At 58.6% G+C, this 18,911-nt stretch carries 27 protein-coding genes and 2 pseudogenes; 9 read left to right on the top strand and 20 right to left on the bottom strand.

Annotated features, from left to right (window positions below):
• Positions 1–3 precede the first annotated feature (3 nt).
• From LOY26_RS16615 to LOY26_RS16650, 8 genes are all read right to left on the bottom strand, one after another.
• Positions 4–1,314, bottom strand: a complete 1,311-nt coding sequence (locus LOY26_RS16615) for a phage portal protein (protein WP_258713876.1) — start codon at positions 1,312–1,314, stop codon at positions 4–6.
• Positions 1,307–1,468, bottom strand: a complete 162-nt coding sequence (locus tag LOY26_RS16620; protein WP_096426472.1) for a hypothetical protein — start codon at positions 1,466–1,468, stop codon at positions 1,307–1,309. Before LOY26_RS16620 ends, LOY26_RS16615 begins: the two co-directional genes overlap by 8 nt.
• Positions 1,465–3,144 (bottom strand): terminase large subunit, encoded by a 1,680-nt coding sequence (locus LOY26_RS16625; protein WP_258713877.1) that lies wholly within the window; start codon positions 3,142–3,144, stop codon positions 1,465–1,467. Before LOY26_RS16625 ends, LOY26_RS16620 begins: the two co-directional genes overlap by 4 nt.
• Before the next feature lie 3 nt (positions 3,145–3,147).
• Positions 3,148–3,624, bottom strand: coding sequence for a terminase small subunit (locus tag LOY26_RS16630; protein ID WP_258713878.1), 477 nt, complete (start codon positions 3,622–3,624; stop codon positions 3,148–3,150).
• A gap of 159 nt (positions 3,625–3,783) precedes the next feature.
• Complete coding sequence (locus LOY26_RS16635; RefSeq protein WP_186654720.1) at positions 3,784–4,122, bottom strand: HNH endonuclease; 339 nt, start codon at positions 4,120–4,122, stop codon at positions 3,784–3,786.
• The gene (locus LOY26_RS16640; RefSeq protein ID WP_186654722.1) at positions 4,122–4,439 is read right to left on the bottom strand and encodes a hypothetical protein; all 318 of its coding nucleotides are present in this window, start codon (positions 4,437–4,439) and stop codon (positions 4,122–4,124) included. Before LOY26_RS16640 ends, LOY26_RS16635 begins: the two co-directional genes overlap by 1 nt.
• A complete protein-coding gene (locus LOY26_RS16645; RefSeq protein WP_186654725.1) occupies positions 4,439–4,810 on the bottom strand; it encodes a chemotaxis protein in 372 nt (123 codons plus the stop codon). The genes LOY26_RS16640 and LOY26_RS16645 overlap by 1 nt, the downstream gene beginning before the upstream one ends.
• Before the next feature lie 34 nt (positions 4,811–4,844).
• On the bottom strand, positions 4,845–5,429 hold the full coding sequence (locus LOY26_RS16650) for a hypothetical protein (RefSeq protein WP_186654727.1): 585 nt from the start codon (positions 5,427–5,429) through the stop codon (positions 4,845–4,847).
• Positions 5,430–5,542: 113 nt separating this feature from the next.
• Here LOY26_RS16650 and LOY26_RS16655 point away from each other — a divergent pair, with 113 nt between their 5' ends.
• Positions 5,543–5,842 carry a hypothetical protein gene (locus LOY26_RS16655; RefSeq protein WP_186654729.1) on the top strand — a complete coding sequence of 100 codons (300 nt, stop codon included), beginning with the start codon at positions 5,543–5,545 and terminating at the stop codon, positions 5,840–5,842.
• Here the strand turns inward: LOY26_RS16655 and LOY26_RS16660 are convergent.
• The 9 genes and pseudogenes from LOY26_RS16660 to LOY26_RS16700 all read right to left on the bottom strand — a co-directional run bounded on the left by LOY26_RS16660 (position 5,831) and on the right by LOY26_RS16700 (position 10,767).
• On the bottom strand, positions 5,831–6,046 hold the full coding sequence (locus LOY26_RS16660) for a hypothetical protein (protein WP_258713879.1): 216 nt from the start codon (positions 6,044–6,046) through the stop codon (positions 5,831–5,833). The genes LOY26_RS16655 and LOY26_RS16660 overlap by 12 nt on opposite strands.
• A 303-nt stretch (positions 6,047–6,349) precedes the next feature.
• Complete coding sequence (locus tag LOY26_RS16665) at positions 6,350–6,739, bottom strand: antiterminator Q family protein (RefSeq protein WP_186654734.1); 390 nt, start codon at positions 6,737–6,739, stop codon at positions 6,350–6,352.
• Between the two features lie 11 nt (positions 6,740–6,750).
• Positions 6,751–7,059, bottom strand: a complete 309-nt coding sequence (locus LOY26_RS16670) for a hypothetical protein (protein WP_258714917.1) — start codon at positions 7,057–7,059, stop codon at positions 6,751–6,753.
• 694 nt (positions 7,060–7,753) lie between these two features.
• Entirely contained in the window at positions 7,754–8,032 is a 279-nt protein-coding gene (locus LOY26_RS27090) for a hypothetical protein (RefSeq protein ID WP_258713880.1), read from the bottom strand.
• Positions 8,033–8,145: 113 nt separating this feature from the next.
• Complete coding sequence (locus tag LOY26_RS27095; RefSeq protein WP_258713881.1) at positions 8,146–8,388, bottom strand: hypothetical protein; 243 nt, start codon at positions 8,386–8,388, stop codon at positions 8,146–8,148.
• Between the two features lie 222 nt (positions 8,389–8,610).
• A pseudogene (locus LOY26_RS16685) lies at positions 8,611–9,022 on the bottom strand (VRR-NUC domain-containing protein); the annotation flags it as partial.
• 10 nt (positions 9,023–9,032) lie between these two features.
• Positions 9,033–9,328 (bottom strand): annotated as a pseudogene (locus LOY26_RS16690) (DUF1364 domain-containing protein); the annotation flags it as partial.
• 150 nt (positions 9,329–9,478) lie between these two features.
• Positions 9,479–10,042, bottom strand: coding sequence for a replication protein P (locus LOY26_RS16695; protein ID WP_258713882.1), 564 nt, complete (start codon positions 10,040–10,042; stop codon positions 9,479–9,481).
• The gene (locus LOY26_RS16700) at positions 10,039–10,767 is read right to left on the bottom strand and encodes a DnaT-like ssDNA-binding domain-containing protein (protein WP_258713883.1); all 729 of its coding nucleotides are present in this window, start codon (positions 10,765–10,767) and stop codon (positions 10,039–10,041) included. Before LOY26_RS16700 ends, LOY26_RS16695 begins: the two co-directional genes overlap by 4 nt.
• 241 nt (positions 10,768–11,008) lie before the next feature.
• Here LOY26_RS16700 and LOY26_RS16705 point away from each other — a divergent pair, with 241 nt between their 5' ends.
• Positions 11,009–11,425: a hypothetical protein gene (locus LOY26_RS16705; protein ID WP_258713884.1), complete on the top strand. Its 417-nt coding sequence runs from the start codon at positions 11,009–11,011 to the stop codon at positions 11,423–11,425.
• A 441-nt stretch (positions 11,426–11,866) separates the two neighbouring features.
• On the opposite strand, the gene LOY26_RS16710 is transcribed toward LOY26_RS16705, so the two are convergent.
• Positions 11,867–12,088 (bottom strand): hypothetical protein, encoded by a 222-nt coding sequence (locus tag LOY26_RS16710; RefSeq protein ID WP_258713885.1) that lies wholly within the window; start codon positions 12,086–12,088, stop codon positions 11,867–11,869.
• 102 nt (positions 12,089–12,190) lie between these two features.
• Between LOY26_RS16710 and LOY26_RS16715 the strand changes: the two genes are divergently transcribed.
• Positions 12,191–13,033 (top strand): LexA family transcriptional regulator, encoded by an 843-nt coding sequence (locus LOY26_RS16715; protein ID WP_258714918.1) that lies wholly within the window; start codon positions 12,191–12,193, stop codon positions 13,031–13,033.
• 246 nt (positions 13,034–13,279) lie between these two features.
• Entirely contained in the window at positions 13,280–13,810 is a 531-nt protein-coding gene (locus LOY26_RS16720) for a hypothetical protein (RefSeq protein ID WP_258713886.1), read from the top strand.
• A gap of 45 nt (positions 13,811–13,855) precedes the next feature.
• Here the strand turns inward: LOY26_RS16720 and LOY26_RS16725 are convergent, their stop codons facing one another.
• Positions 13,856–14,182: a DUF1654 domain-containing protein gene (locus LOY26_RS16725; protein WP_258713887.1), complete on the bottom strand. Its 327-nt coding sequence runs from the start codon at positions 14,180–14,182 to the stop codon at positions 13,856–13,858.
• 585 nt (positions 14,183–14,767) lie between these two features.
• Here LOY26_RS16725 and LOY26_RS16730 point away from each other — a divergent pair.
• The 4 genes from LOY26_RS16730 to LOY26_RS16745 all read left to right on the top strand — a co-directional run bounded on the left by LOY26_RS16730 (position 14,768) and on the right by LOY26_RS16745 (position 16,983).
• Positions 14,768–15,442: a polysaccharide lyase family 7 protein gene (locus LOY26_RS16730; protein ID WP_258713888.1), complete on the top strand. Its 675-nt coding sequence runs from the start codon at positions 14,768–14,770 to the stop codon at positions 15,440–15,442.
• 421 nt (positions 15,443–15,863) lie between these two features.
• Positions 15,864–16,247: a response regulator transcription factor gene (locus tag LOY26_RS16735; protein WP_028698333.1), complete on the top strand. Its 384-nt coding sequence runs from the start codon at positions 15,864–15,866 to the stop codon at positions 16,245–16,247.
• A 14-nt stretch (positions 16,248–16,261) separates the two neighbouring features.
• On the top strand, positions 16,262–16,528 hold the full coding sequence (locus LOY26_RS16740; RefSeq protein ID WP_198749191.1) for a hypothetical protein: 267 nt from the start codon (positions 16,262–16,264) through the stop codon (positions 16,526–16,528).
• Positions 16,525–16,983, top strand: coding sequence for a hypothetical protein (locus tag LOY26_RS16745; protein WP_258713889.1), 459 nt, complete (start codon positions 16,525–16,527; stop codon positions 16,981–16,983). Before LOY26_RS16740 ends, LOY26_RS16745 begins: the two co-directional genes overlap by 4 nt.
• 47 nt (positions 16,984–17,030) lie before the next feature.
• Here the strand turns inward: LOY26_RS16745 and LOY26_RS16750 are convergent, their stop codons facing one another.
• Positions 17,031–17,705, bottom strand: coding sequence for a DUF4145 domain-containing protein (locus tag LOY26_RS16750; protein WP_258713890.1), 675 nt, complete (start codon positions 17,703–17,705; stop codon positions 17,031–17,033).
• Between the two features lie 96 nt (positions 17,706–17,801).
• On the opposite strand from LOY26_RS16750, the gene yejK reads away from it, so the two are divergent.
• Positions 17,802–18,848, top strand: coding sequence for a nucleoid-associated protein YejK (gene yejK / locus LOY26_RS16755; RefSeq protein ID WP_258713891.1), 1,047 nt, complete (start codon positions 17,802–17,804; stop codon positions 18,846–18,848).
• Positions 18,849–18,911: the final 63 nt, after the last annotated feature.

Consider the following 18,911-nt stretch of genomic DNA (forward strand, 5'->3'; position numbering starts at 1 on the left):
GGATTACTCCCGAGATTTGCTTTCCGGCTCTTGCAGCCAGTTCATCAGTGCAGCCCGTGCGGCCTGACCATCGTTTTGCTTGCCCAGCTGGTCCAGCGGCACCAGGTTCGATTGCACGGTCAGTACATCGCCACCAGGCATGCTGGGAAGATTCTCTTTCCGCCGCCCCTCGTTTCGGGTCAGGTAGCCGTTCTGCCCCATCGTGCTGAGATAGGCCGCACGGCCCGCGCTATCCGCACGCAGAAATGCTTCAAGCGAGTACTCGGCATAAAACTTGATCCGGTCAACCGCCGTCATGCACCACTTGTTCACGCACTGCTCGATTGGCGCCGTGAAGGACATGATGCAGTAGGTGAGAAACGCGATCTGCTGCTGCTCCAGTCCTGTTCCCCAGTTGCTGCCCTTGTCGGTCTTCATCACCATCCAAGGTGGGACCCCGAACCAGCGGCAGATTTCCTCGATGCTGTGCGCTCTCGACTCCAGCAGTTGCGCATCGGCGGGGTTGATGCCGATCATTTCCGGCTTCACACCCTGCTCGAGCACGGGGCTCTTGCCGGCATTCAATGCTCCGGAGATCGTCTTCACGTATTCACGAAACTCAACGCGCTGAGCGGGGTTCAGCGTCTTGTCCACCGAAAACGCGACAGTGGGCATCATGCCATTGCGGAAGGTACTGTTGGCGGCATCGTCTGCCGACATCGCCGAACCGAACACATCCGCGCCGTATCGAATAGCTGAAAGGCCGACTCGGCCATCCAGGGTAAAGGCCGGAATGTGCAGCATGTCCTGCCGCTGGATTTCTCGGCGGGCGCCCTTTCGGGGCCTGAAGAAATACCTGAGTCGTCCATCATCGTCGAACTCGAGGTCGACTCTCGACGGCATCAGAAAATCCAGGGCGATGACGCGACCAGCAGAGCGGTGGATCTCGCAATAGGCGTTCCCCCAGAGCAGCATCGAAGCGACGACTGCCTGCCAGAAGTGGAAGGCGGCCATGTCTTCGTTGGGGCTGGTGTGCACCACATCATAGAGCGGGAAGTCTCGCGCGCTCTCACGACTGCCATCTGGCATGCGCCGGTAGATGCTCAACGGCAAGCCAGCTACGGAGGTCGAGATAATCCGAACGCACGCCCACACGGTGGATAGCCGCATGGCCTGATCGACGCTGACTGACTTACCACTGCTGGAGTGGGCACCGTTAAAGGCACTCCAGAAACCTCCATCAGACAGCTTGATAGTCTTGCCCAGCCATTCACTCATACTGGCTGAAGGCTTGGCGGCAGCAGTCCCCAATGCCTGGGATAGGGTTTTAATCACTGACAAGCCCTCTGCGGATGAAGCCGGCGATACAGAAGAAGCTCAGCGATCCCGCCAGCAAGGCCCAGCCGGTACCAGCCAGCATCCAGACCCCGCCGCATGCCAGGCAGAAAGCGACCACTGCGCAGGCGATGAAAATATGAAATGCGTTCATGCGATCAGTGGATCCCGAATGCCTGCCATGAAATTGTCCATCCCGCCCCTGCCCTCTGGATTAAGGCTCAGCAGTGAAACGGCGTTGAATGTAGCCATCAGCGGGTCAATCTTTGCGGTGCCCGATGCTTGCTTGGTGATCAAGAAGGCGTTGGCTGAAGGCACACCCTTGGCATTTCCGCAGGACCAGGCCATGAGCGGCTGACCACAATGGAGCAGCGTGCCCTCGGCAAGCTTGCGTTCCGTCGTTTTGATTGCTCCGGTGAGTTTCCAGCCTTGAGAGATCCCCACGATCTTGTCTTCCTCAACGCCAGCATCCGCAAGCGCGTCGAGTACTGCACCGATGCCGGCCGGGTCGAGACCGACTTTGTCGAGTAGCCCGGTGTTATTGACGCGGGCCACGATGGCCGCAAATTGCTCAACGTCATCACCGATGCGATCCACAATGGTGATGTCGCCCGCCTTCTCCAGGTCTCTCAAGCGTGGCGCTTCTGACTTGCGCCGCTCCAGAACCGAGGGATGCGCCCAAGCGTGAGCCCAGTGGAACCACCTGCGGGTTCCGGTCTCTCGGCCCATCACGGCAAGACCGAGCAAGTCATCAAGACCGCCGCCGTCACCGCCAACATCAATGACCTCGCATCGCGTGAGGATTTCGTCGAGGCTGAGCCACGCTGAAGCCTGAGCCTCCCAAAACTCCGCCCCAACCCAAGCATCGGACATCAGCGCAAGGCCGATCTCGATGTTGAGGTGCTTTGCCAGGAAGCCGCGCAACTCAGCCTCGCCGTCCAGCTCAGCCTGCATAAAGAGGCGCTCAAGCGTAGGTCGGTCGACGGAATAGTCGATGTTCGGATTGACCAGGTGGAAGTTCTCGGGCTTCCGCGCCTCGCCGCTCTTGATCATCTCCTGAGAGAACTCGTAGATGATCGGCAAGAAGCGGTTGTCATCGATTCGGCCATCACGCACGCCGCGTGCATAGCTGAGCTTGGAGCGGAACACGCCGGCCGGCGGCTCGTTCGACTGGGTCGTCAGCCAGATGATGAAGCCTTCGGGTCGCGACAGCAGACCGCCAGTAGCCTCGCGGATCATGTCAGCGGCTTTCGGGTTCTTGCCGAACAGCCAAGCTTCGTCGATGAGGACGCCGACGGCTTTCTTGCCGCCCACCACGTCGCTATCCGCAGCCACCACCTTCAAGGTGGCGCCGGTCTCGCGATGAGTGATCAGCCGCAGGTGCGGCTGGACATGCAGCAGCGCTTTCAGCTCATCGTCATTGTTGACCATGTCCTTGGCCGGGATGAACGAGTTGTCGGCAATCTCCTTGGTCGGCGCCAAGATGATGAACTCAGCCGAAAGCCGCCAGTTGCGGATCAGTGCCGTCAGCATGATCCCTGCAGCGATCGTAGATTTACTGTTTTTCTTCGGGATGCACAGCATCACTTCCCGAATCAAACGCTCGCCGGTCTCGCTGTTGTAGCTGCCGAAGATGGCCCCGGCGAACGCCAGGACCCAGGGTGCGCAGGCGGCCTCAATGGTGGGGCTGCCCGGGGCATCGACGATCTTCAGCCCCTTGAACACATCGAGTCCGGCTTCAGCTTCGTCTGGAAACAGCGGCTCAGGGATGATTGATTCGCCCGCTGCCAGACACCTCCACCAATCCGGGCAGGCTGTTGTCCATTGCATAGGTCAGTTCTTCACTACGGAGAGAGGCGGCTTGCCCTGGGAGTACTTGCCTTTGCCGACCTGCTTGGCGGCCTCGGCCTTCTGCTCTTTCTTGCCCTGGTCGGCGACCTTGCCGTGCACATAAGGCATTAACGTCTTGGCCGCTTCCAGCCGCATGCGCATGTCGGCGCTTTCAGCGTTCATGAGCTCGGTGAGGAACTCGCGGGGATCATCCGTCTCGGTTAAAGACAGCTCGTCCGCCTGCTGCACTTGGGGCTGTTCTGCTTTAACTTTTCGAAAGGGTTTAACCTCGGTGCTGGTGGCCTGCTTTTGCTTTAAGCGGCGCCCGACCTCTGCAAGGACATCGGGGTCCTTCGCAAGCTTGGAGCCCGCTTGGGACGCGGTCTTCTCGGAATATTCAGCGGCGAGCGCCGCCTCACGATTTGTGGCCCCCGACAACAAAGCGTCAACAAACCGCCGCTTCTTGTCGGTTAAAGCCATGGTTAACTTTTCCTGAAACGGGAAAAAATGTGTACATGGGGTCGGTGGCGGTCTAGCTAGATGAGAATCCCTAGCTTTTGCCCCCCCTACCCCTTTTGAAGCACGTCACTGACGTACCTCATGAGTCGCCCTGCCGCCTCGCGAGGATCCGCTGACGCCTCAGCCACCCAGGCCGGCAGCCTCCTCGGCCTGCTTGACCGAGTCGTGGCAGGGCTTACAGAGCGGCTGCCAGTTGGCCTGATTCCAGAAGAGATCCTTGTCGCCTCGGTGCGCCACGATGTGGTCGACGACGCTGGCCGCTGCCGTTCGCCCCTGCCGGGCGCAGTAAGCGCACAGCGGGTTATCACGCAGGTACTGCTCTCGCGCCTTCTGCCACCGGTAGTCGTAGCCACGTTGGGAGCTGGTCATGCCGCTCCGCCAGCTGCCAGGTGTGACCACCTTGACCCGCGACCCTGCGCTCTCCTTGATGCGCGATCCGAGCGTCTTGAGCCTGGCCATTACTGCGTCACTCGGTTCAGCGCTTCGTCAGCTTTGTCGGCTGCTTGAGTCGCGGTGGTTGCTGCCTTCGACGCCTTGGTAGCGGCGCTCTCGGCTTTGCTGGTCAGCTCATCCAGGCGCTTGTCGCGCTCGGTCATGGCAGCGTCGTAAGCTTGGCGAATCTCGTCGACCTGGCGTGCCTGAGTGCTCGCCATGGCCCAATAAGCCGACTGCCAACCCAGTACAGCGCCACCTGCGATAAGCAGTATGGCGATGACCCATACCTCAGCCCGTCGCCACCAGCGTCTGGCTATGAATTCCAATGCGCATTTGTCCATCACTCGGCACCTCCAAGCTGAGCGCGAAGTCGTGAGATCTCCTCGCTTTGGGTGGTGACCTTGTCGGTCAGCTGCTCAACCTGCCTGGTCAAGGCGAGGATATTGCCCTCCAGGCGACCGACCGATATCGCCAGATCATTGCGCTCCTTGGCGAACTGATCAGCGCGGGCTTCTGCCAGCTTGCGGGCTTCGCGCTCGGAGTCGAGCAGTTCATTCAAGCGGCGGACGGTGCCGATATCGGCATTGTCCATGGCGCGGTCTGCGGCATCTTTCGAGAGGAACTTCCTCAACCACAGGAAGCCGCCAAGCAATACAGTGCCCGTTCCGCCCAGCCAGGTGGCTGTGCCTGGGCCGAGGTCGGTCGGGTCCATTCAATACTCCAAGGAAATAAGATCGAATCCTGTGTCAGCTACGATGCAGCATCCCGCCAGGCTTCAGCTCGTCGCGGATGACTTGGCGAATGATGTTGGCCAGACCATCGTCAACACCAAAACGCTCAGCGCTCAGCAACTGCTCGCCCAGCTTCGAATCGTGGATCAGCCCGGCCATTACCTCCAGCCCGCTCTCCAGGGTGGCGGTTGGGATCGAGGTGAGTGCGCCGATGCAGCTGGCCAGCGCGACATCAGCCTCGGCCCGGGCTGACACCTCAGTTCGAATGGAGGCTGATTCGATGGCTGCTTCGTTGATGTACATCTGGGCCTGGACCCGAGTCGTATCGAGGGCAGTGTCTGCCGAAGCGGCCGCCTTGCGGCAATCGCATGGCGAATCGATCCTGCTCGTCAGGTTGCTGATCGCCTTCCCCTGAGCTGTGATCATCCCGCCTTGAGAAGTAATCGTGCCGCCCTGACTCCGGACGGTGCTCGACAGCGCCGTGACCGCAGTGCTATCCGCCTTGGTTGATAACTGGGCCTGCAATCCGCCAACCTCGGCACGTAGGCTGGCGATGGTGGTTTGTATAGCATCAAGCTTGGCGAGGATCTGCCCGGACATCTGCATGCTCCAGAAACAAAAAAGGCCCGCCGGAATGGCGAGCCCTTGGATACGTGGAATGGCGGCCCCGTGCTATCGTCGCAACCCCTACCACCGCGACACAGGATGGAACCATGGCAAACTTCATCATCACCTTTGAGTTCAAGTCTGATGAAACTCGGAAAGCGCGATATGACTCGTTCGTAAAGAAAATAAACGAGCTCACTGAGTACAAGCACTGGGATGAAACCACATCGTTCTACTGCCTCCAGCTTGATACGACAGCGGAAGATCTGTGCTCAGCCCTGTACTACGGCAGTGAGTTCAATGCCAACAAGGACAAAATGGTGGTGATTGACGTGAGCAATCGGAAAAAGGCAGTGAAAGGGCAACTCGAATACCCTGCCCTGCTTGAGAAGTACCTAGGCTTCTGACGGGAAGCTGACACCTTTAGCCATCTGCGTCTCAATCTCCGAAACCCTGGACTCATATCGCGCCAGAACCTCTCGATTGAGCCGCAGCGCATCAGCTAGCTGTTTCTCTCGATCAACGGCTTCGGCATGAAGCCTTGTCAACTCGCCCAGCTTCGCTTCTTGCGCAATCACCGACTCCACAGCTTGGCGGTACGAGCTCTTCATGCTGATCTCCAAGAACAAAAAAGCCCCGGCGGACGCCTAGGCTCGGAAAGGGTGCGGAGGGCCGGCGCTTCCCGGCTTGTTGGTCTGGCTCGCTGGGTCACGTACCCCAGACTCTCATCGCGTAGCCGATCAGGGAGCGCACGGCTTTGATCGACGCCACTACCGACTTAGCCCAGCTGCCTGGGCAGGTCATCCGCAGAAGCGAAAAACCCCGACGCAATGGCCGGGGTTCGTCTGTGTCGCGTTGCTTGCAAGCTGGACACGCTGCTATGAAAACAGGTGTTTATCCGCGCGGAAAGCTTTTTATGCAGCCTCGCGCAATTGCTCCAGGGCGCAATCGATCCAGGCCACTCCAGTGTTGATCAGCTCGCGCGCCTTAGCTTCGCTCATCTTGTGCTCGCGGGCGACCCGCAGTGCCGGCCACTTAGCACCGAAGTACAGCCAGACGAAACCACCCATCTGCGGGTTGCGCTTGTTCAGCCTGGCTACAGCGCCGTCCACCGCAAGCGCTAGATCGTCCGTGATCACGTATTGCTTGAGCCCGCCTTCCGCTGGGGCGTGTTCCTTCATAAGCGCATACAGCGGGCAGACATACTGAGGCACGCCCCTGCCATCCATGAGCCACCAGCCCCATTGCTCGAGCATGTACGCGGTGTCACCAAGGGCCTTGTCTACGTAGGTTCGTTTCTTCATGTCCTTCCCCCTCAATCCCCGGTGTAATTGGTGCCGCCGGCGCCGCGCCGGTTGCTTCCCTGATATGTAGCCTCAGGCCCGGATGCCTGAGGGTTCTTCAACTGCTCGATCTGCCGGAGCGCTGCCCGAAGCCTCATGCTGAGCTGGGTCACCAGTTCATCCAGGGCCAGAGCCTCGCCGGTTGCAGCCGCCACAAAGCCCGAGGCGTTGCAGTGGTCACATGGCAGTTCGTGAAACACACCCTGAGTGACCGCTCTCCCACGGCACAAAGGGCATTTACCCAACTCGATCACGGCCTTCTTGAAGGATGGGCCGTGGATTTTTGCTCATTGGCCCTCCGGTCGATCAGTGAGGGTTTTCGTGCCACTGCCGGTAGCAGGGGGTCTTCCGGGCCCAATTACAGCGTCCCTCTGTGCGCCTCCAGAAACCGAGCTTGCTTCGGCTGCTGTTCGCTTCAGGCTCGCTCTCAAACCAATGCCAGTCACCCTCTTCGTCTTGAGCCAGCCAGGCAGCCCAAGCCGGCGCGTCATCCCAATGCGGAGTAGCCATCATTTCGAATCCTCGCTTATGGTGGATACCGGAAATCCGTCGAAACCCGCACGTTCTGCCGCCCGCGAGAGAATCCATGAATCCATTGATCTATCACCGGTCAAGCCGTGAAACCGACTCGAAACCCTTCTGATCAAGGTGTGCGTGCCACTTCTCCAGCGCCTCACGCTTTGCGGGCCATGACGTCGGACTGGATGTACACCTTCACGTTTGTGGCCCATGGCATGGTTGATCAGTAGCTCGCCCACCAGGTGGTCAACACCCAGGTCAGCCCAGCCGGTGCGGGCCAGCTTGCGTAGGTCGTGGCTGGTCCATTCGCCTTGCCCCATGACCGCGAAACACAGCAGAGGCCTTCGCTTCACTCATAGGCTTGCCCTGTCGGCCCGGGAACAGGAAACTGGCCGTCATATCCCTGGTTGCGCTGGATCTCGCGGTAAGCCATCAACAGGAAGCGCACCTGGTCGGTCAGTGGCAGTCGGTGCTGAAACGCCGGTCTTGGTGTGCTCGGCAGGAATGAACCACTCCCGCTCGGCCAGGCTGATGTGGTTTCCAGCGGGCCAGTCGGGTTTCACCCAGCCGGGTACCGTGGCACAGCATCATCAGCGCCAGTACGCCATGCTGCGGGAGGTTCGCCAGGGTGCTCTTCATGCGCGACATCAGGTCTTCCAGGTGCACACCGCGCAGCCGCGACGGCTTGACCGTGACCTTGGCCTTCGAGAAGTCGCCAAAGCGAATGCCGGCCATGGGATTGGAAACTGAGCAGGCCGAGCTTGGTGGCCTGCCGGAAGGCCAGTGCCAGCAGCTGGAAACACCAGGCGCACGTAGTCGATCGACAGCGACTCTTGCAGTGGCCCACATCAGTTTCGCGATCGAGCAGCGCCTTGTCGATTTTGGGCCAGCGGGATTTCGCCCAAGCGAGGCACCAGGTGCTGCTTGATAGCCGACGCCGCCGTGCTCTTGCGCTTGCCCGACAGGTTGCGGTCACGGGACATGCGCTCAGCGAACCAGGACAGCAGCTCACCAGTCAGCACCCAGCTCGATAAGCTCGATCCTTCGCCAGCCTCCAGTCGCAGACGGATATCCGGCAGCGCTGCGGCCACCTTGGCGGCGCTCAGTTTCTGGGTACGAGCCGATCAGGTTTCCACTTACCCTTGTGGATCAGGTACCAGGACCCGCGCTCACGGGAAACGGTGGAACCGAAAAATACAGGCCGTGATTGCCCAGGGCACGCAGGTCGCGCACCTGGCCGGCGGCCTGCCGGCGAATCTCTGCATCGCTGATTTTTCACAGTGGCGGTGTTGGTCATGCTGCAAACCTCCGTTTTTAGGCAGGGCCAGGTACGCCCTCAGGCACTCCATGGCGTCGAAATGCCCCTGACACACAACGGCCAGGTAGCCTTGGTCGTTTCAGCCGGCGAATGCACGCTTGCTGGCTGGAGGAGACAGGCGCCGGGTCAACGGTCGCCTTGAATTCGATGTACAGACCAAAGTACCCGCCTCGGGCCATGGTCAGCACCAGGTCGGGGATGCCGGCCTTCACGCCCTGGGACTTGAGTTTTCAGCGCCACGCCCTTGTGCCGGTGGACCGCCGTTCGGGACGTGGTAGATCAGCTCGAACACCTCGGGATAGCGCAGCTGGATCTCTTCGAGCAGGGCAGCCTGTTTCCTGCCCTTCCCTGTCCACGGGCTTGGCGCGGGAAAACCTTGGTCTTGTACGGGCGAAGGGCGGGAGCATTCATGCGAAACAGAACCCCCTCGCTGATCAGTTGAGCCTGCGTCCGCATCACGCCTTCGGCGTGGTACTGGCGGGCAGTGCTACGGTCGATTTTGCCGGCTACGGCCGTCACAGGCGTCATGGCAGGCGCTGCAGGCCCAAGCGCCCTGCAGGTCGTTCGGTTTTGCGACCCACGCCGCAGGTGCCGGCCATGCGGTAGTGCGCCAGAAACGGTGGTTTTCCGGGTTTGCCGTTGCACACGCCCGGGATGCGCACTTGGCACTCCCGGCCACGGGCGGCCTTGGTCAGTTTTGTTTTGGAGCACAAGATCGCCTCCTTGCAGGTTTATTTATCGGCGCCCCCGCCAAGCGGGCACGCATGGCGGCTAGGGCAGAGTTTTCCGACTTGCGGGGTGCTGCGTGCGGCAAACCTCTGCGGGAAGGGCTAGTGGCATCTTCTGCAGCGGCTCCCCAGCCATCAGCCGACGAACCGCAATGCTGTAGTTTGCGCTCGAAACAGCTTCGAACTGGCGTCGGACGGCAGCTTGTTAAGGTTCTCGAAGCCGCATTCCTTGGCCGCGTGCCAGATCGCGTCGTGACTCCACTTGCCCCGGCCAGCCATCGCAGGATGGGCATTGCGAGTTGCTTCGCGGAAAGCGGCCGCCAAGGCCGGCAGACCGAGCATCTCTGGTGACGGCTGGCACCACTGGATAAACTCACCGGGCGGCGGGATGAACGGCGCCCCCGACTGGCGGCAGCGCATCAGCCCAAACTGCAACTGCTCGGGCTTGCAGATTCCAGCCTCCAGAAACGCGGTAAGCCATTGCTGCTTGGACGCGTTGTAGGTGGCCTGGTCTGGCCAAGCCTGCTTCCAGGCGGTGCAGATCGAGCGCAGATCGCGGAACAGGTCGTTGATCACCTCCGCAGTCTTCCGATTGAGTTCGGCCTTCACGTCATCGGGCAGCTCATATCCAGTAGGGATGTGCTGGCCGGACTGGACCTTGGCCCATAGGCCATGAGTGACAACTGCGACTGGGTTCATTGGGCGCTTCCTTGCTCGATCCACGACGTATCACTGTCGTCGAGCTGCTGGCCACCAGGCCCTGGCCTCAGAGGAACGACCTTCGCTGCATTCGCAAGGTCGCGCTTTCTCCAGCCGACCAGGTCGGCGATCCACTGGCTCTCGGTTTTGGCCAGCCCCTTCGCGTCGTGATGGACGACAAAGCCCGAAATAGCCTTTTCCGAGAATTCCTCGATGGCCACCCCTGAGCGCTTGGCGTAAGCCTCAAGCTGAACCTGGTCAGGAATCCAATCGAGGAACATCGCGAACGGCTCACGCGGAGAGTGTGTATTACTTCCTTTCCCTTCCCTTCCGGGGGTGAAGCCTCGACTGCCGCTAGACGAGCCTTCGCCGACTTCTCGGTGAGCGCTCGGCGAGGGCTCCACGAATTCAGGGTGCTTTACCGTAGGTCTGTCGATCTTTTGGTGGTGCCATCCGTTGACGTGCAGGTACTGCTTCGACGCCGCCTCGTAGAGGGTAATCAGTCGGTTCGTTACCAGCTCAGTGAGCAGCCCTTCCACAGTAAGCGAAGTGATGTCGTCGCCAGGGAAAACGAGAGCTTTGATGGTCTTAGGGGACATCGGGTGATTGCCTGCGTCATCGCAGAAGTTCCAAATCCCGATGAAGAGGAGTCGAGCCATCGCCGAGCACTCCATGACCTGTTCACTGGTCCAGAACTCTGGCTTGATGGTGCGGATACGAGCCATTACGAACGCCCTCCATGACTGACAGCCTGACGCGTCAGATGTGGCGAAATACCAAAACCTGACGTGGAATGCGTGGTATTGCCTGCATCGTCTATGCGGTGCATAATCGACCTCGTAGTTGTTTTAGAAGACCGCCCTGCCAGGCGGTTTTTTTATGCCCGCAATACGGGCGTTATGGGTGTCCGGTGCATCCGTGGTAGCTTTTTGCTTCCACCCGAAAAGGCCATCGGAGGCCGGACATATGCGTTATCAGCAGAGTGCAGGGAAACTCCTTGAAGCCCTGGCGAATGAGGCCCCAAGCGGCATTCGCGAGATCAGTCGGGATCCGTTCTTGGGCAACCAGATCAATAAGCTCTATTACGCCTACCCACAGTTCCTGCTTGAGTGCCTTGACAAGCAGTTGCGAGCCAGGCTCTACCTGCCGTGGGAAGAGCCAGAAAGATTCGAACCTCTTCGGCTGCACCTGGCGCTCACTCATCACTGGCGCCTTGAGGAGGTTCGCTCCATGAAGGAGCACGAATTGCTGGAACTCCTCCGCCCAGAGCTGATGGCGATCCGGCTTGACCCTGCTGATGTCCAGAGTGTTGTTGATCGGCTGGACAATCTTGTAGACGGCCAAATTCACCAAGATCTTCTGAAGCGCAGCCGGAGCGAGTAACTGCATTTCGCTGCCTGGCGAGCTCAAGGGAACGTTGAAACTCATCAACTTTGGTTAGCAAGCGATCTCTCTCGGCTTCATGCCAGGCGGCCTTATCCTCAAGCGTTTCGTAGCCGTCGCCTTTAGGCCACAGCATCACCAGTGGCGCCTCAGGACCTGCGTCCAATGCCTCAATGCCGGCCAAAATTTGGTAAGCCGCTTCGACAGGAGTGCCCGTCGCTCGAGCCGTAATGGCTTGCACTGCAACTTCCCGATCCAGGCCTGAAAGGTGCGCTCGAACATTGCGCGCGTCCGCCTCAGTGCAGGTGCTGGTCTGTTCTTTGTTCATCGCCCTCTCCTACTGGTTACATTCACAGGTGTTTTGGTCATCTACTGGCGGTTCGCCATTCGGTCGATACTCCGATGCATGAATAGGCAACGAAGCTTTTCGCTCGGCATGGTCTAAGCGGCTGTTCTTTTTGAGCTTTTCTTTCTCGGCTTCACCAGTTCCGCATGCAGCTGATCGATCGCAGTTCCGGCTACGTAGCTCGGATTGCTGATATGTCCATTGCGGATGCGGAAAATCGTCGAGATGTCGCATTTGGCACGCTCGGCAATGGCCTTGTAGGTCAGGCCTGAGCCAAGCAATGCATCCAATTTGCTTGGAAGATCGGTAGCACTCATGGCTGCCTCCTTTGTAGATATGCACATAATCATGCACTAGTGCATATCTGTCAACGATGCACCGTATTGCCCTATGCACTGCTGGGAGGCAGCATTGCACCTATGCATAAATCGATAGATAAAATTCTTGCTCAGCTGATGGCCGAAAAGGGCATCAATCAGGTAGAGCTGTCTGAACGAACGGGGGTTGGTCAATCGACCATTTCCAGGATTCTCAAGCCCCACGGGACTAAAGGGATCAAAGAACCGGCAGACAGGCAGGTCAGGCCCTTGGCTGATTACTTTGGCGTCAGCACTGACCAGCTACGGGGCTATGAGCCGCTCAACCACAACGAAGCTGATCCTCAGCCCCATGAATCACTATCGACTTCAGATATTGTCCGCCAAATGCTGGCCAAGCACGGCAAGGGGCTGTCTGCCGATGCTCGAAAGAAAATCGCTGACGCCATCGAGGAAAAGTCCGCGGAGCAATCAGCCAGTAACCTGCTGACCGCTGACTTCTCACGGCCAGGCTTGGTCGGAGATGAGGTATGGATTGCTCACTATGATGTGCGAGGAGCAATGGGCGATGGTGAAGTAGCTCACGACTTCCCTGAAATGCTGCAGGACATCCGAGTGAGCCCTACTCACCTGCGAGAGATGGGGGTCGAGTTCAAAGAGCATTTCCATCTGAAGCTCATAACGGGTGTCGGTCAGTCCATGGCTCCGACCATCAAAAGCCGCGACCCCTTGGTCGTTGACATCAGCATCCGTGAGTTCGTGGGCGACGGCATCTACTATTTCTCCCATCAGGGTCATCAGTACATCAAGCGCCTGCAGAAGAAAGGACGCGATCACTTCAAGATGATTTCGGACAACACGAATCATCCGCCTGAAGACATCCGGATTGATGAGACCTACATCCAGGCCCGGGTGCTGCTGGTATGGAATGCACACTTGGTTTAGCGGCAGCGATCTCTGTATCAAGGGCTGAGCACAAGCCGCAACGTTAGACGCCAAACTATCAAGCAAAAGGAGCTGTGCTAAAGTGACTGACAAACCGCAACGTCCCCCTCAGCCAAGACCCAACACTATCCCCTCACGCCCAACTCCTACTAAAGACGGCTGGGGTAAAAGAGACGGCGGTGGCGGTCCTAACACCATATCCGAAAGCAGACCGGTGCCTCCAAGGCCTAAAAGAGACCCTTGACCATGAACGATATCGACATTGCCACAGAGGTGTATGAGCTGGAGTTTTATGTTCAGCGCAATGTCAGATATCACATGCGTCGTGGAGCTTTTTTCCTGCGTTGGGGGCGGTTTACCGCCTTCGTAGGGGTTGTATTCGGGTCGGCCACTGTTACGTCTTTGATCGCCGGCTCCTCTGCTTTTTTTGTAGGTGGGTCAGCTTTGTTGGTCACTTTGGCTTCCTCAGTAGACTTGGTAGTAGGGACCGGCCAGCGCGCTTGGCTTCACAACGATCTGCGGAAGCGATACCTGGACATCGAAGCGGAGATGCTGGCTTCCCCTCCGGATGCAGCCAAGCTGCGCGAAATGAAAAGTAGAATTCGTCGGATCGAAGCCGACGAGCCGCCGACCCTGCCGGCATTAGAACTGCTCGCTCGTGATGACGTGATCCGATCAATCTATCCCCGCGAGGAGGCCGAAAAGCATGTCAGTCGCCTTGGCTGGTTCAAGCGAACAACTGCCCAATGGTTCGATTGGGATACCTCGAACGCTTGAGCTTCACTAGCAGTAATCCAGCTCCTACATGCTTTTTCCGGCCTGTCAGAAAGGTGCCTCCTCCTCCAGCTTCTCCTCCTTCCAATCCTTTTCAACGACCAGGTCGTCACGATCCTCGGCGCTCTGCGGCTCCCACCGAACCGTCACGCTCTCGTCGTCATTGAACGTCAGGTCCAGCTCCGGCGTTTCGGTCAACAGCCCCATCACCTCCTCCCACTCCATGTCCCCATCCGTGTCCAGGCGATGGATTGTCACCCAGCGCTGCGACTGCGCGATCGGGTGATTGATCATCGAGGACACCCGCAGGCTCAGGCGCTCTAGCCCGGTGACTTCTTGGCGTGCCTGAGGTGCTGCCTTGTTTTTCTTGGCCATGTCGCTCTCCTTTAGACTGTACACATATCCAGTACGGCAAAGGATAACTAAGCCCGTAGGAAAAGGTAAACCCCTCGAAGCTACGCGCGCTCTGAAATTGCTAGGGAAATCTTTTATGCACCAGTGCATTGACATCAAGATTGCACTGGTGCATATTTTACTCATCGCAGGTACTTACCAGGTACTGCAGAGGCCATCCCTGGCCACCGCTCTTTACACAACCAGACGTGACCACCTCGACGCACCCAGGCCATTACCTGGGTCGGGACAAGCTAAGTCGTCGACCACGCAGCCTCTGGATAGCTGCCGGACTCCCCTCATGGGAGGACGCCAAACCATGCAAGCCAGTCGGGAAGAACACCGAACACGAAATGTGTGACCCGGCCAGGTGGGGATAGCCGCGGCAACAAGCATGGTGCGGACAATGATTTCACTGGCTGGCCTTGGCGACAGGGCCAGACGGGAAATCACCTGCATGAGCCAACCAAGCTCGCAACTGAAAAAGCTGAACGGTTCGACGGCAACCGAGCCGCAGTCCGTATGGGGCTGACACCCTTCCCCCTATCACCATCAGGAGAAGTGCCAATGACCGTAAACATCAACAACCTGACGATAACCACTCCCGTAGCTACTTCCTCCACCAATCCTGTAGCACTGGAGGTCAGTGGCGCCGAGGCGATCGCTCAGCTCCCCAGTGTCGTCACTGTCCTGACCGACGGATCAGTACAGTTTTCAGCCCCAACGAAAGGTGCTTCGAGCAAAAGCACACACCGCACCCGCTGCGAGTGGAAAGAGCCGGTGTACTGGGCTCTGGCAAGCGCGGCCGAACACATCAACATGCAGGAGATGACACTCACGAAGGTCAACTCCGCGCAGAAAGTGGTGATCTCGCAACTGCACGTGAAGGACGATGACAGCCCGCCAGTGAAGGTCTTCTGGAGCAAAGGCAACATCACCTTGGGCTTCCGCGAAACGTTCGACCAGGCCACGCCGATCAATACCACCCTGCTCAAAGGCGTGCCTCTGGGTTCGAAGTTCACCGTCACTATCCGCGTGCTCGCCTCGGGCGCTTTGACCGTGACCGCCAGTTGCAATGGCAAGGCCGGGTCGTCCGGCAGTCTCCACATGGACAGTTCCTGGCGCTCATCGCTGCTGAACTTCCACGGCGGCGTCTACAACCAGGTCGATTACACGGATGCCACTCCGGCTGAAGATGGGTCGATCTGCATTATCAGCAGCCTCTCGTTGACGCATCGCTGACCCATTACAGCCGGAAAGACGGCCCGATGCCCTGCTCCCCATCGCAGGCTGCATCGGTGATCCACATTGAACGCGAGTTGATCGCCGCGAATTGTGAGCCTGGGTAGCGTCTCGCCCTTTGGTGAGGCGTCCGGTCACCCGGTTTGCCCCGGAATGTGGATCACCGATGCAGTTTTCATCGATTTAAAGCGCATCACCGTTGACCATATGCAAATTAAGGCTCACCGCAGTAAAGATTAATCGACGTACACGCAGGCGAATCCGGGGCCTACCCGGCCAGACCAGATGCATGTGAGGTAGCGCTCACCGCCTGCACCCTTCCCTTCACATCGACTGCATTAGGCAGGCGCCAGGCCACCTTTCACGGTGGGTTTGGTCACCCGCGCTTGGCGTCTGACCAATGCGGTTGCTGAGGACAATCATGGAAACGATCACTTGCGGCTCATGGATTGGCCAGCTCGGCAAGGCGCTGGCTCCGCGCGAGCTTGAAGCATTGCTTTGGGTGGCCCAGGGCCTCACCACCAAGGAAATCGCCCGCCAGATGGCGGTCAGCCCGGGCACCGTAGCCAATCGAATCGAGGCCGCGCTGTTCAAGCTGGAAGCTGGCCGCCGCATCGAGGCGGTCACCAAAGCCATGCGCCAGCAGATCATCAGCCCGCTCTGCATCGCCCTGGCCGGCCTGATCGCCATGCACGCAGTGATCAACGACAGCGACCCCATGCGCCGCGATCGCCGCGCGCCGGAGCGCCGCACCGCCCAAGTTCGAATCGTTCGCAAGGCCGAGGCCTTCGAGCTCCACGCCTGACCGAGGATCAAACTATGCAAACAGCAACAAGCATCGCCTTCGCTCGAGGCGTTCCGCAACTTATGGAGCTCTTGGCCAGCACCAAGATTGCTCGCGAGGAGGCCCAGGCGCGCGTCAAGGTCGCAGCACCGCGATTTCAAGCCAAGAGCCGCGGCAAGATTTGGGAAGTGATCGACATCAGCACCGGTGTCGTCATGGGCATCGCCTACCAGTACGAGACCGCCCTGGTGTTCGTAAACGCGATGGAGGCCGGGGCCGCCAGCAAAGGCACACGGCAATGAGCAAGCGCAAGCCGCACAACATGCGCTCCCGGCTGGAGCGGACCTGCCGCGCGTTGGTCTCGGCCAACCATACCGCCGTCGTGAATATCGATCCCAGCGGCCAGCAGGTGCTGATCAACTGGAAGAACCTCAAGCAGATCTGCGTGCGCCAGGTGGTTGATGCCGTATGCGACATACCGCACCGCTGGACCATCTACTTGAGCGTGCTGTGCCGGACAGAGCTCGGCGAGCGGTACCACAAGTCGATTGAGGTCGCGCCACAGGGCAACTACCGGGCCGACCACCTGACTGACGTAATCGAGACTACCTACACCGACCTGCGAGCCACGGCCAACCCTAACCACTTGGTCGCGGCCGGCTGGATCGCCATACCCACCGACACAACGATAGATGAAGCAAAGGCCGCCAAGATATTTGCCGCCGTCGGCGCCTGGAATCAGCGTACGGCAGCATAATATGTGCCTACTGCCCACGCTCTGGCTCACTAAACGTGGGGCAGCGCTTACTTTTTGCTTTCAGCGGCGGCTTTTATTTTCACCAGATGCTCCTGCCGTTTGTGCCTAGCGACATACCAGTCCTTTATCAATGTCTCGATAAGCTCAATCAGCAACTGCGCTTCCTCTGGATCCACTTCAATAATTATATTGATGTCCTTTTCCATATGAGCGCCAATGTTGCCTATTTTTCTCACCGCATCAATTGCATCCCAAGTATCCGGATCAATTTTTTCTTGAAGCGCTTCAATCTCATCAACAAGGCGCCCTTTAACAATTTTCCAATAGTCTCTGATAATTCCCTGAAGACACCGGCGCGAAAGTGTTGCGGATGCCTTAGGACTCAGCCCAACTATAGAGCAAGCCTCTTCATAATCCTGACGAACTGCCAACGGAACATAATCGGGGAAAGCTAATGCGCTGCTTGACGGCTTTAAACGCCAGCTCTGTATAACTGGCGGCGAGAATTTTGTCCTGCCACTGGAATAAATTGTATGCCCAAGCTTTGCACTGATAGTCACCTGCCGACAATCGTTGTTCGGACAAACAATCGTATTCACATAAACGCCAAGCTCTTGGTTTTCGACGTTATTATGATTGAAGTAGTGCAAGGAACCACTTTGATTCTGTTCAGTAATAGTTGAACTATGAGAACAATAGGGGCAAATCCAGTTAAATGCCATTCCACTCATCCTGATAATGATTGATTACGATGTCGCGAGACATCAATCCTATTCCAATTCAATACCAAATTGCCAGCATGCCACGGAGGAACACCCATGCCCATCCGCCACGCAGTGATGCACTTCATCGACAAGAAGCCAGACGGCAGCCCAGCGGTCCTGCACATGGCCAGCGCCAGCCTGCCGGAAAGCGGCGCCATCGAGAACCTGGTGCACGACGTCAACGACGGCTACAACGCCAAGACCGGCAAGGCCTGGGGCTTCTTCCATGGCGAATCCGGCGCCTACCCTCTCAGCGGGTGGCTGGCCAAGGTCGTCAGCGGCGACATGCAGTTCATCGAATTCACGCGCACCGCGGTTGAGCACCTGACCCGCCTCATGGAGGAATCCAACCTGGCTGTTGGTGGTCACGTGCTTTTCGCCCTGTACCAGCAGGGCCTGACCGACTACCTGACCGTCGCCATTCTGCGCGAGGCCGAGACGATTTCGGTTTCCGATGACCTCACCGTTTCGGTTTCTCGCCACCTCGATACCAGCGCCCTGCACTTCGCCGCCCGGATCAACCTGAGCGAGTGGAAGAACAACCCGGCGTCGAGGCAATACATCTCGTTCATCAAGAGCAAGAAGGGGCGCAAGGCCTCGGACTACTTCCGCGACTTCATCGGCTGCCAAGAAGGCATCGACAGCCCAGGCGAAACCCGCACGCTGCTCAAGGCCTTCAACGATTTCGTAAAGGCCCAAGAGCTTCCGACCGAAACCGCCAGCGAGAAGAGCCAGCATCTGGTGGCCTATGCCCACGCGCAGGATAAGATCGGCGAGCAGGTCAGCCTAGATGATCTGTCCGAGGCCCTAGACGAAGACAGGCCGAAGACCTTCGCCGACTTCATCCGGGCCGGCGACTACGGGATATCCGAGAGCTTTGCCGCCGACAAGCGCACCCTGACCCAATACCGCCGCTACACCGGCCGCGCCGAGGGCATGTCGATCAGCTTCGAGGCGCACATGCTTGGCAAGCGTGTCGAATTCGACCAAGACAACGCCTGTCTGACTATCAAGAACCTGCCGACGCACCTCATGAATCAGCTGAAGCGTGCAGCAGAGCATGAAACTCCGGCGCTGCACACCATGTTCTCTAAACGATGACATATTTGCGGCGAGAAACCTGCCTGGAGGCAGTAAAACCGCGGTGTAGCTCGAACTAGCCGG

Source organism: Pseudomonas sp. B21-047 (genome assembly GCF_024748775.1).
GTDB lineage: Bacteria > Pseudomonadota > Gammaproteobacteria > Pseudomonadales > Pseudomonadaceae > Aquipseudomonas > Aquipseudomonas capeferrum.

Excerpts from the sequence above, each read along its gene's own strand:
- LOY26_RS16650 (WP_186654727.1), bottom strand. The coding sequence starts at position 5,429 with ATGTCCGGGCAGATCCTCGCCAAGCTTGATGCTATACAAACCACCATC.
- LOY26_RS16700 (WP_258713883.1), bottom strand. The coding sequence starts at position 10,767 with ATGGCTCGTATCCGCACCATCAAGCCAGAGTTCTGGACCAGTGAACAG.
- LOY26_RS16710 (WP_258713885.1), bottom strand. The coding sequence starts at position 12,088 with ATGAGTGCTACCGATCTTCCAAGCAAATTGGATGCATTGCTTGGCTCA.
- LOY26_RS16750 (WP_258713890.1), bottom strand. The coding sequence starts at position 17,705 with ATGGCATTTAACTGGATTTGCCCCTATTGTTCTCATAGTTCAACTATT.
- LOY26_RS16620 (WP_096426472.1), bottom strand. The coding sequence starts at position 1,468 with ATGAACGCATTTCATATTTTCATCGCCTGCGCAGTGGTCGCTTTCTGC.
- LOY26_RS16630 (WP_258713878.1), bottom strand. The coding sequence starts at position 3,624 with ATGGCTTTAACCGACAAGAAGCGGCGGTTTGTTGACGCTTTGTTGTCG.
- LOY26_RS16695 (WP_258713882.1), bottom strand. The coding sequence starts at position 10,042 with ATGAACCCAGTCGCAGTTGTCACTCATGGCCTATGGGCCAAGGTCCAG.
- LOY26_RS16655 (WP_186654729.1), top strand. The coding sequence starts at position 5,543 with ATGGCAAACTTCATCATCACCTTTGAGTTCAAGTCTGATGAAACTCGG.
- LOY26_RS16720 (WP_258713886.1), top strand. The coding sequence starts at position 13,280 with ATGAACGATATCGACATTGCCACAGAGGTGTATGAGCTGGAGTTTTAT.
- LOY26_RS16635 (WP_186654720.1), bottom strand. The coding sequence starts at position 4,122 with ATGGCCAGGCTCAAGACGCTCGGATCGCGCATCAAGGAGAGCGCAGGG.
- LOY26_RS16730 (WP_258713888.1), top strand. The coding sequence starts at position 14,768 with ATGACCGTAAACATCAACAACCTGACGATAACCACTCCCGTAGCTACT.
- LOY26_RS16735 (WP_028698333.1), top strand. The coding sequence starts at position 15,864 with ATGGAAACGATCACTTGCGGCTCATGGATTGGCCAGCTCGGCAAGGCG.
- LOY26_RS16645 (WP_186654725.1), bottom strand. The coding sequence starts at position 4,810 with ATGGACCCGACCGACCTCGGCCCAGGCACAGCCACCTGGCTGGGCGGA.
- LOY26_RS16745 (WP_258713889.1), top strand. The coding sequence starts at position 16,525 with ATGAGCAAGCGCAAGCCGCACAACATGCGCTCCCGGCTGGAGCGGACC.
- LOY26_RS16665 (WP_186654734.1), bottom strand. The coding sequence starts at position 6,739 with ATGAAGAAACGAACCTACGTAGACAAGGCCCTTGGTGACACCGCGTAC.
- LOY26_RS16705 (WP_258713884.1), top strand. The coding sequence starts at position 11,009 with ATGCGTTATCAGCAGAGTGCAGGGAAACTCCTTGAAGCCCTGGCGAAT.
- LOY26_RS16725 (WP_258713887.1), bottom strand. The coding sequence starts at position 14,182 with ATGGCCAAGAAAAACAAGGCAGCACCTCAGGCACGCCAAGAAGTCACC.
- LOY26_RS16640 (WP_186654722.1), bottom strand. The coding sequence starts at position 4,439 with ATGGACAAATGCGCATTGGAATTCATAGCCAGACGCTGGTGGCGACGG.
- LOY26_RS27090 (WP_258713880.1), bottom strand. The coding sequence starts at position 8,032 with ATGGCCGGCATTCGCTTTGGCGACTTCTCGAAGGCCAAGGTCACGGTC.
- LOY26_RS16660 (WP_258713879.1), bottom strand. The coding sequence starts at position 6,046 with ATGAAGAGCTCGTACCGCCAAGCTGTGGAGTCGGTGATTGCGCAAGAA.
- yejK (WP_258713891.1), top strand. The coding sequence starts at position 17,802 with ATGCCCATCCGCCACGCAGTGATGCACTTCATCGACAAGAAGCCAGAC.
- LOY26_RS16740 (WP_198749191.1), top strand. The coding sequence starts at position 16,262 with ATGCAAACAGCAACAAGCATCGCCTTCGCTCGAGGCGTTCCGCAACTT.
- LOY26_RS16625 (WP_258713877.1), bottom strand. The coding sequence starts at position 3,144 with ATGCAATGGACAACAGCCTGCCCGGATTGGTGGAGGTGTCTGGCAGCG.
- LOY26_RS16715 (WP_258714918.1), top strand. The coding sequence starts at position 12,191 with ATGCATAAATCGATAGATAAAATTCTTGCTCAGCTGATGGCCGAAAAG.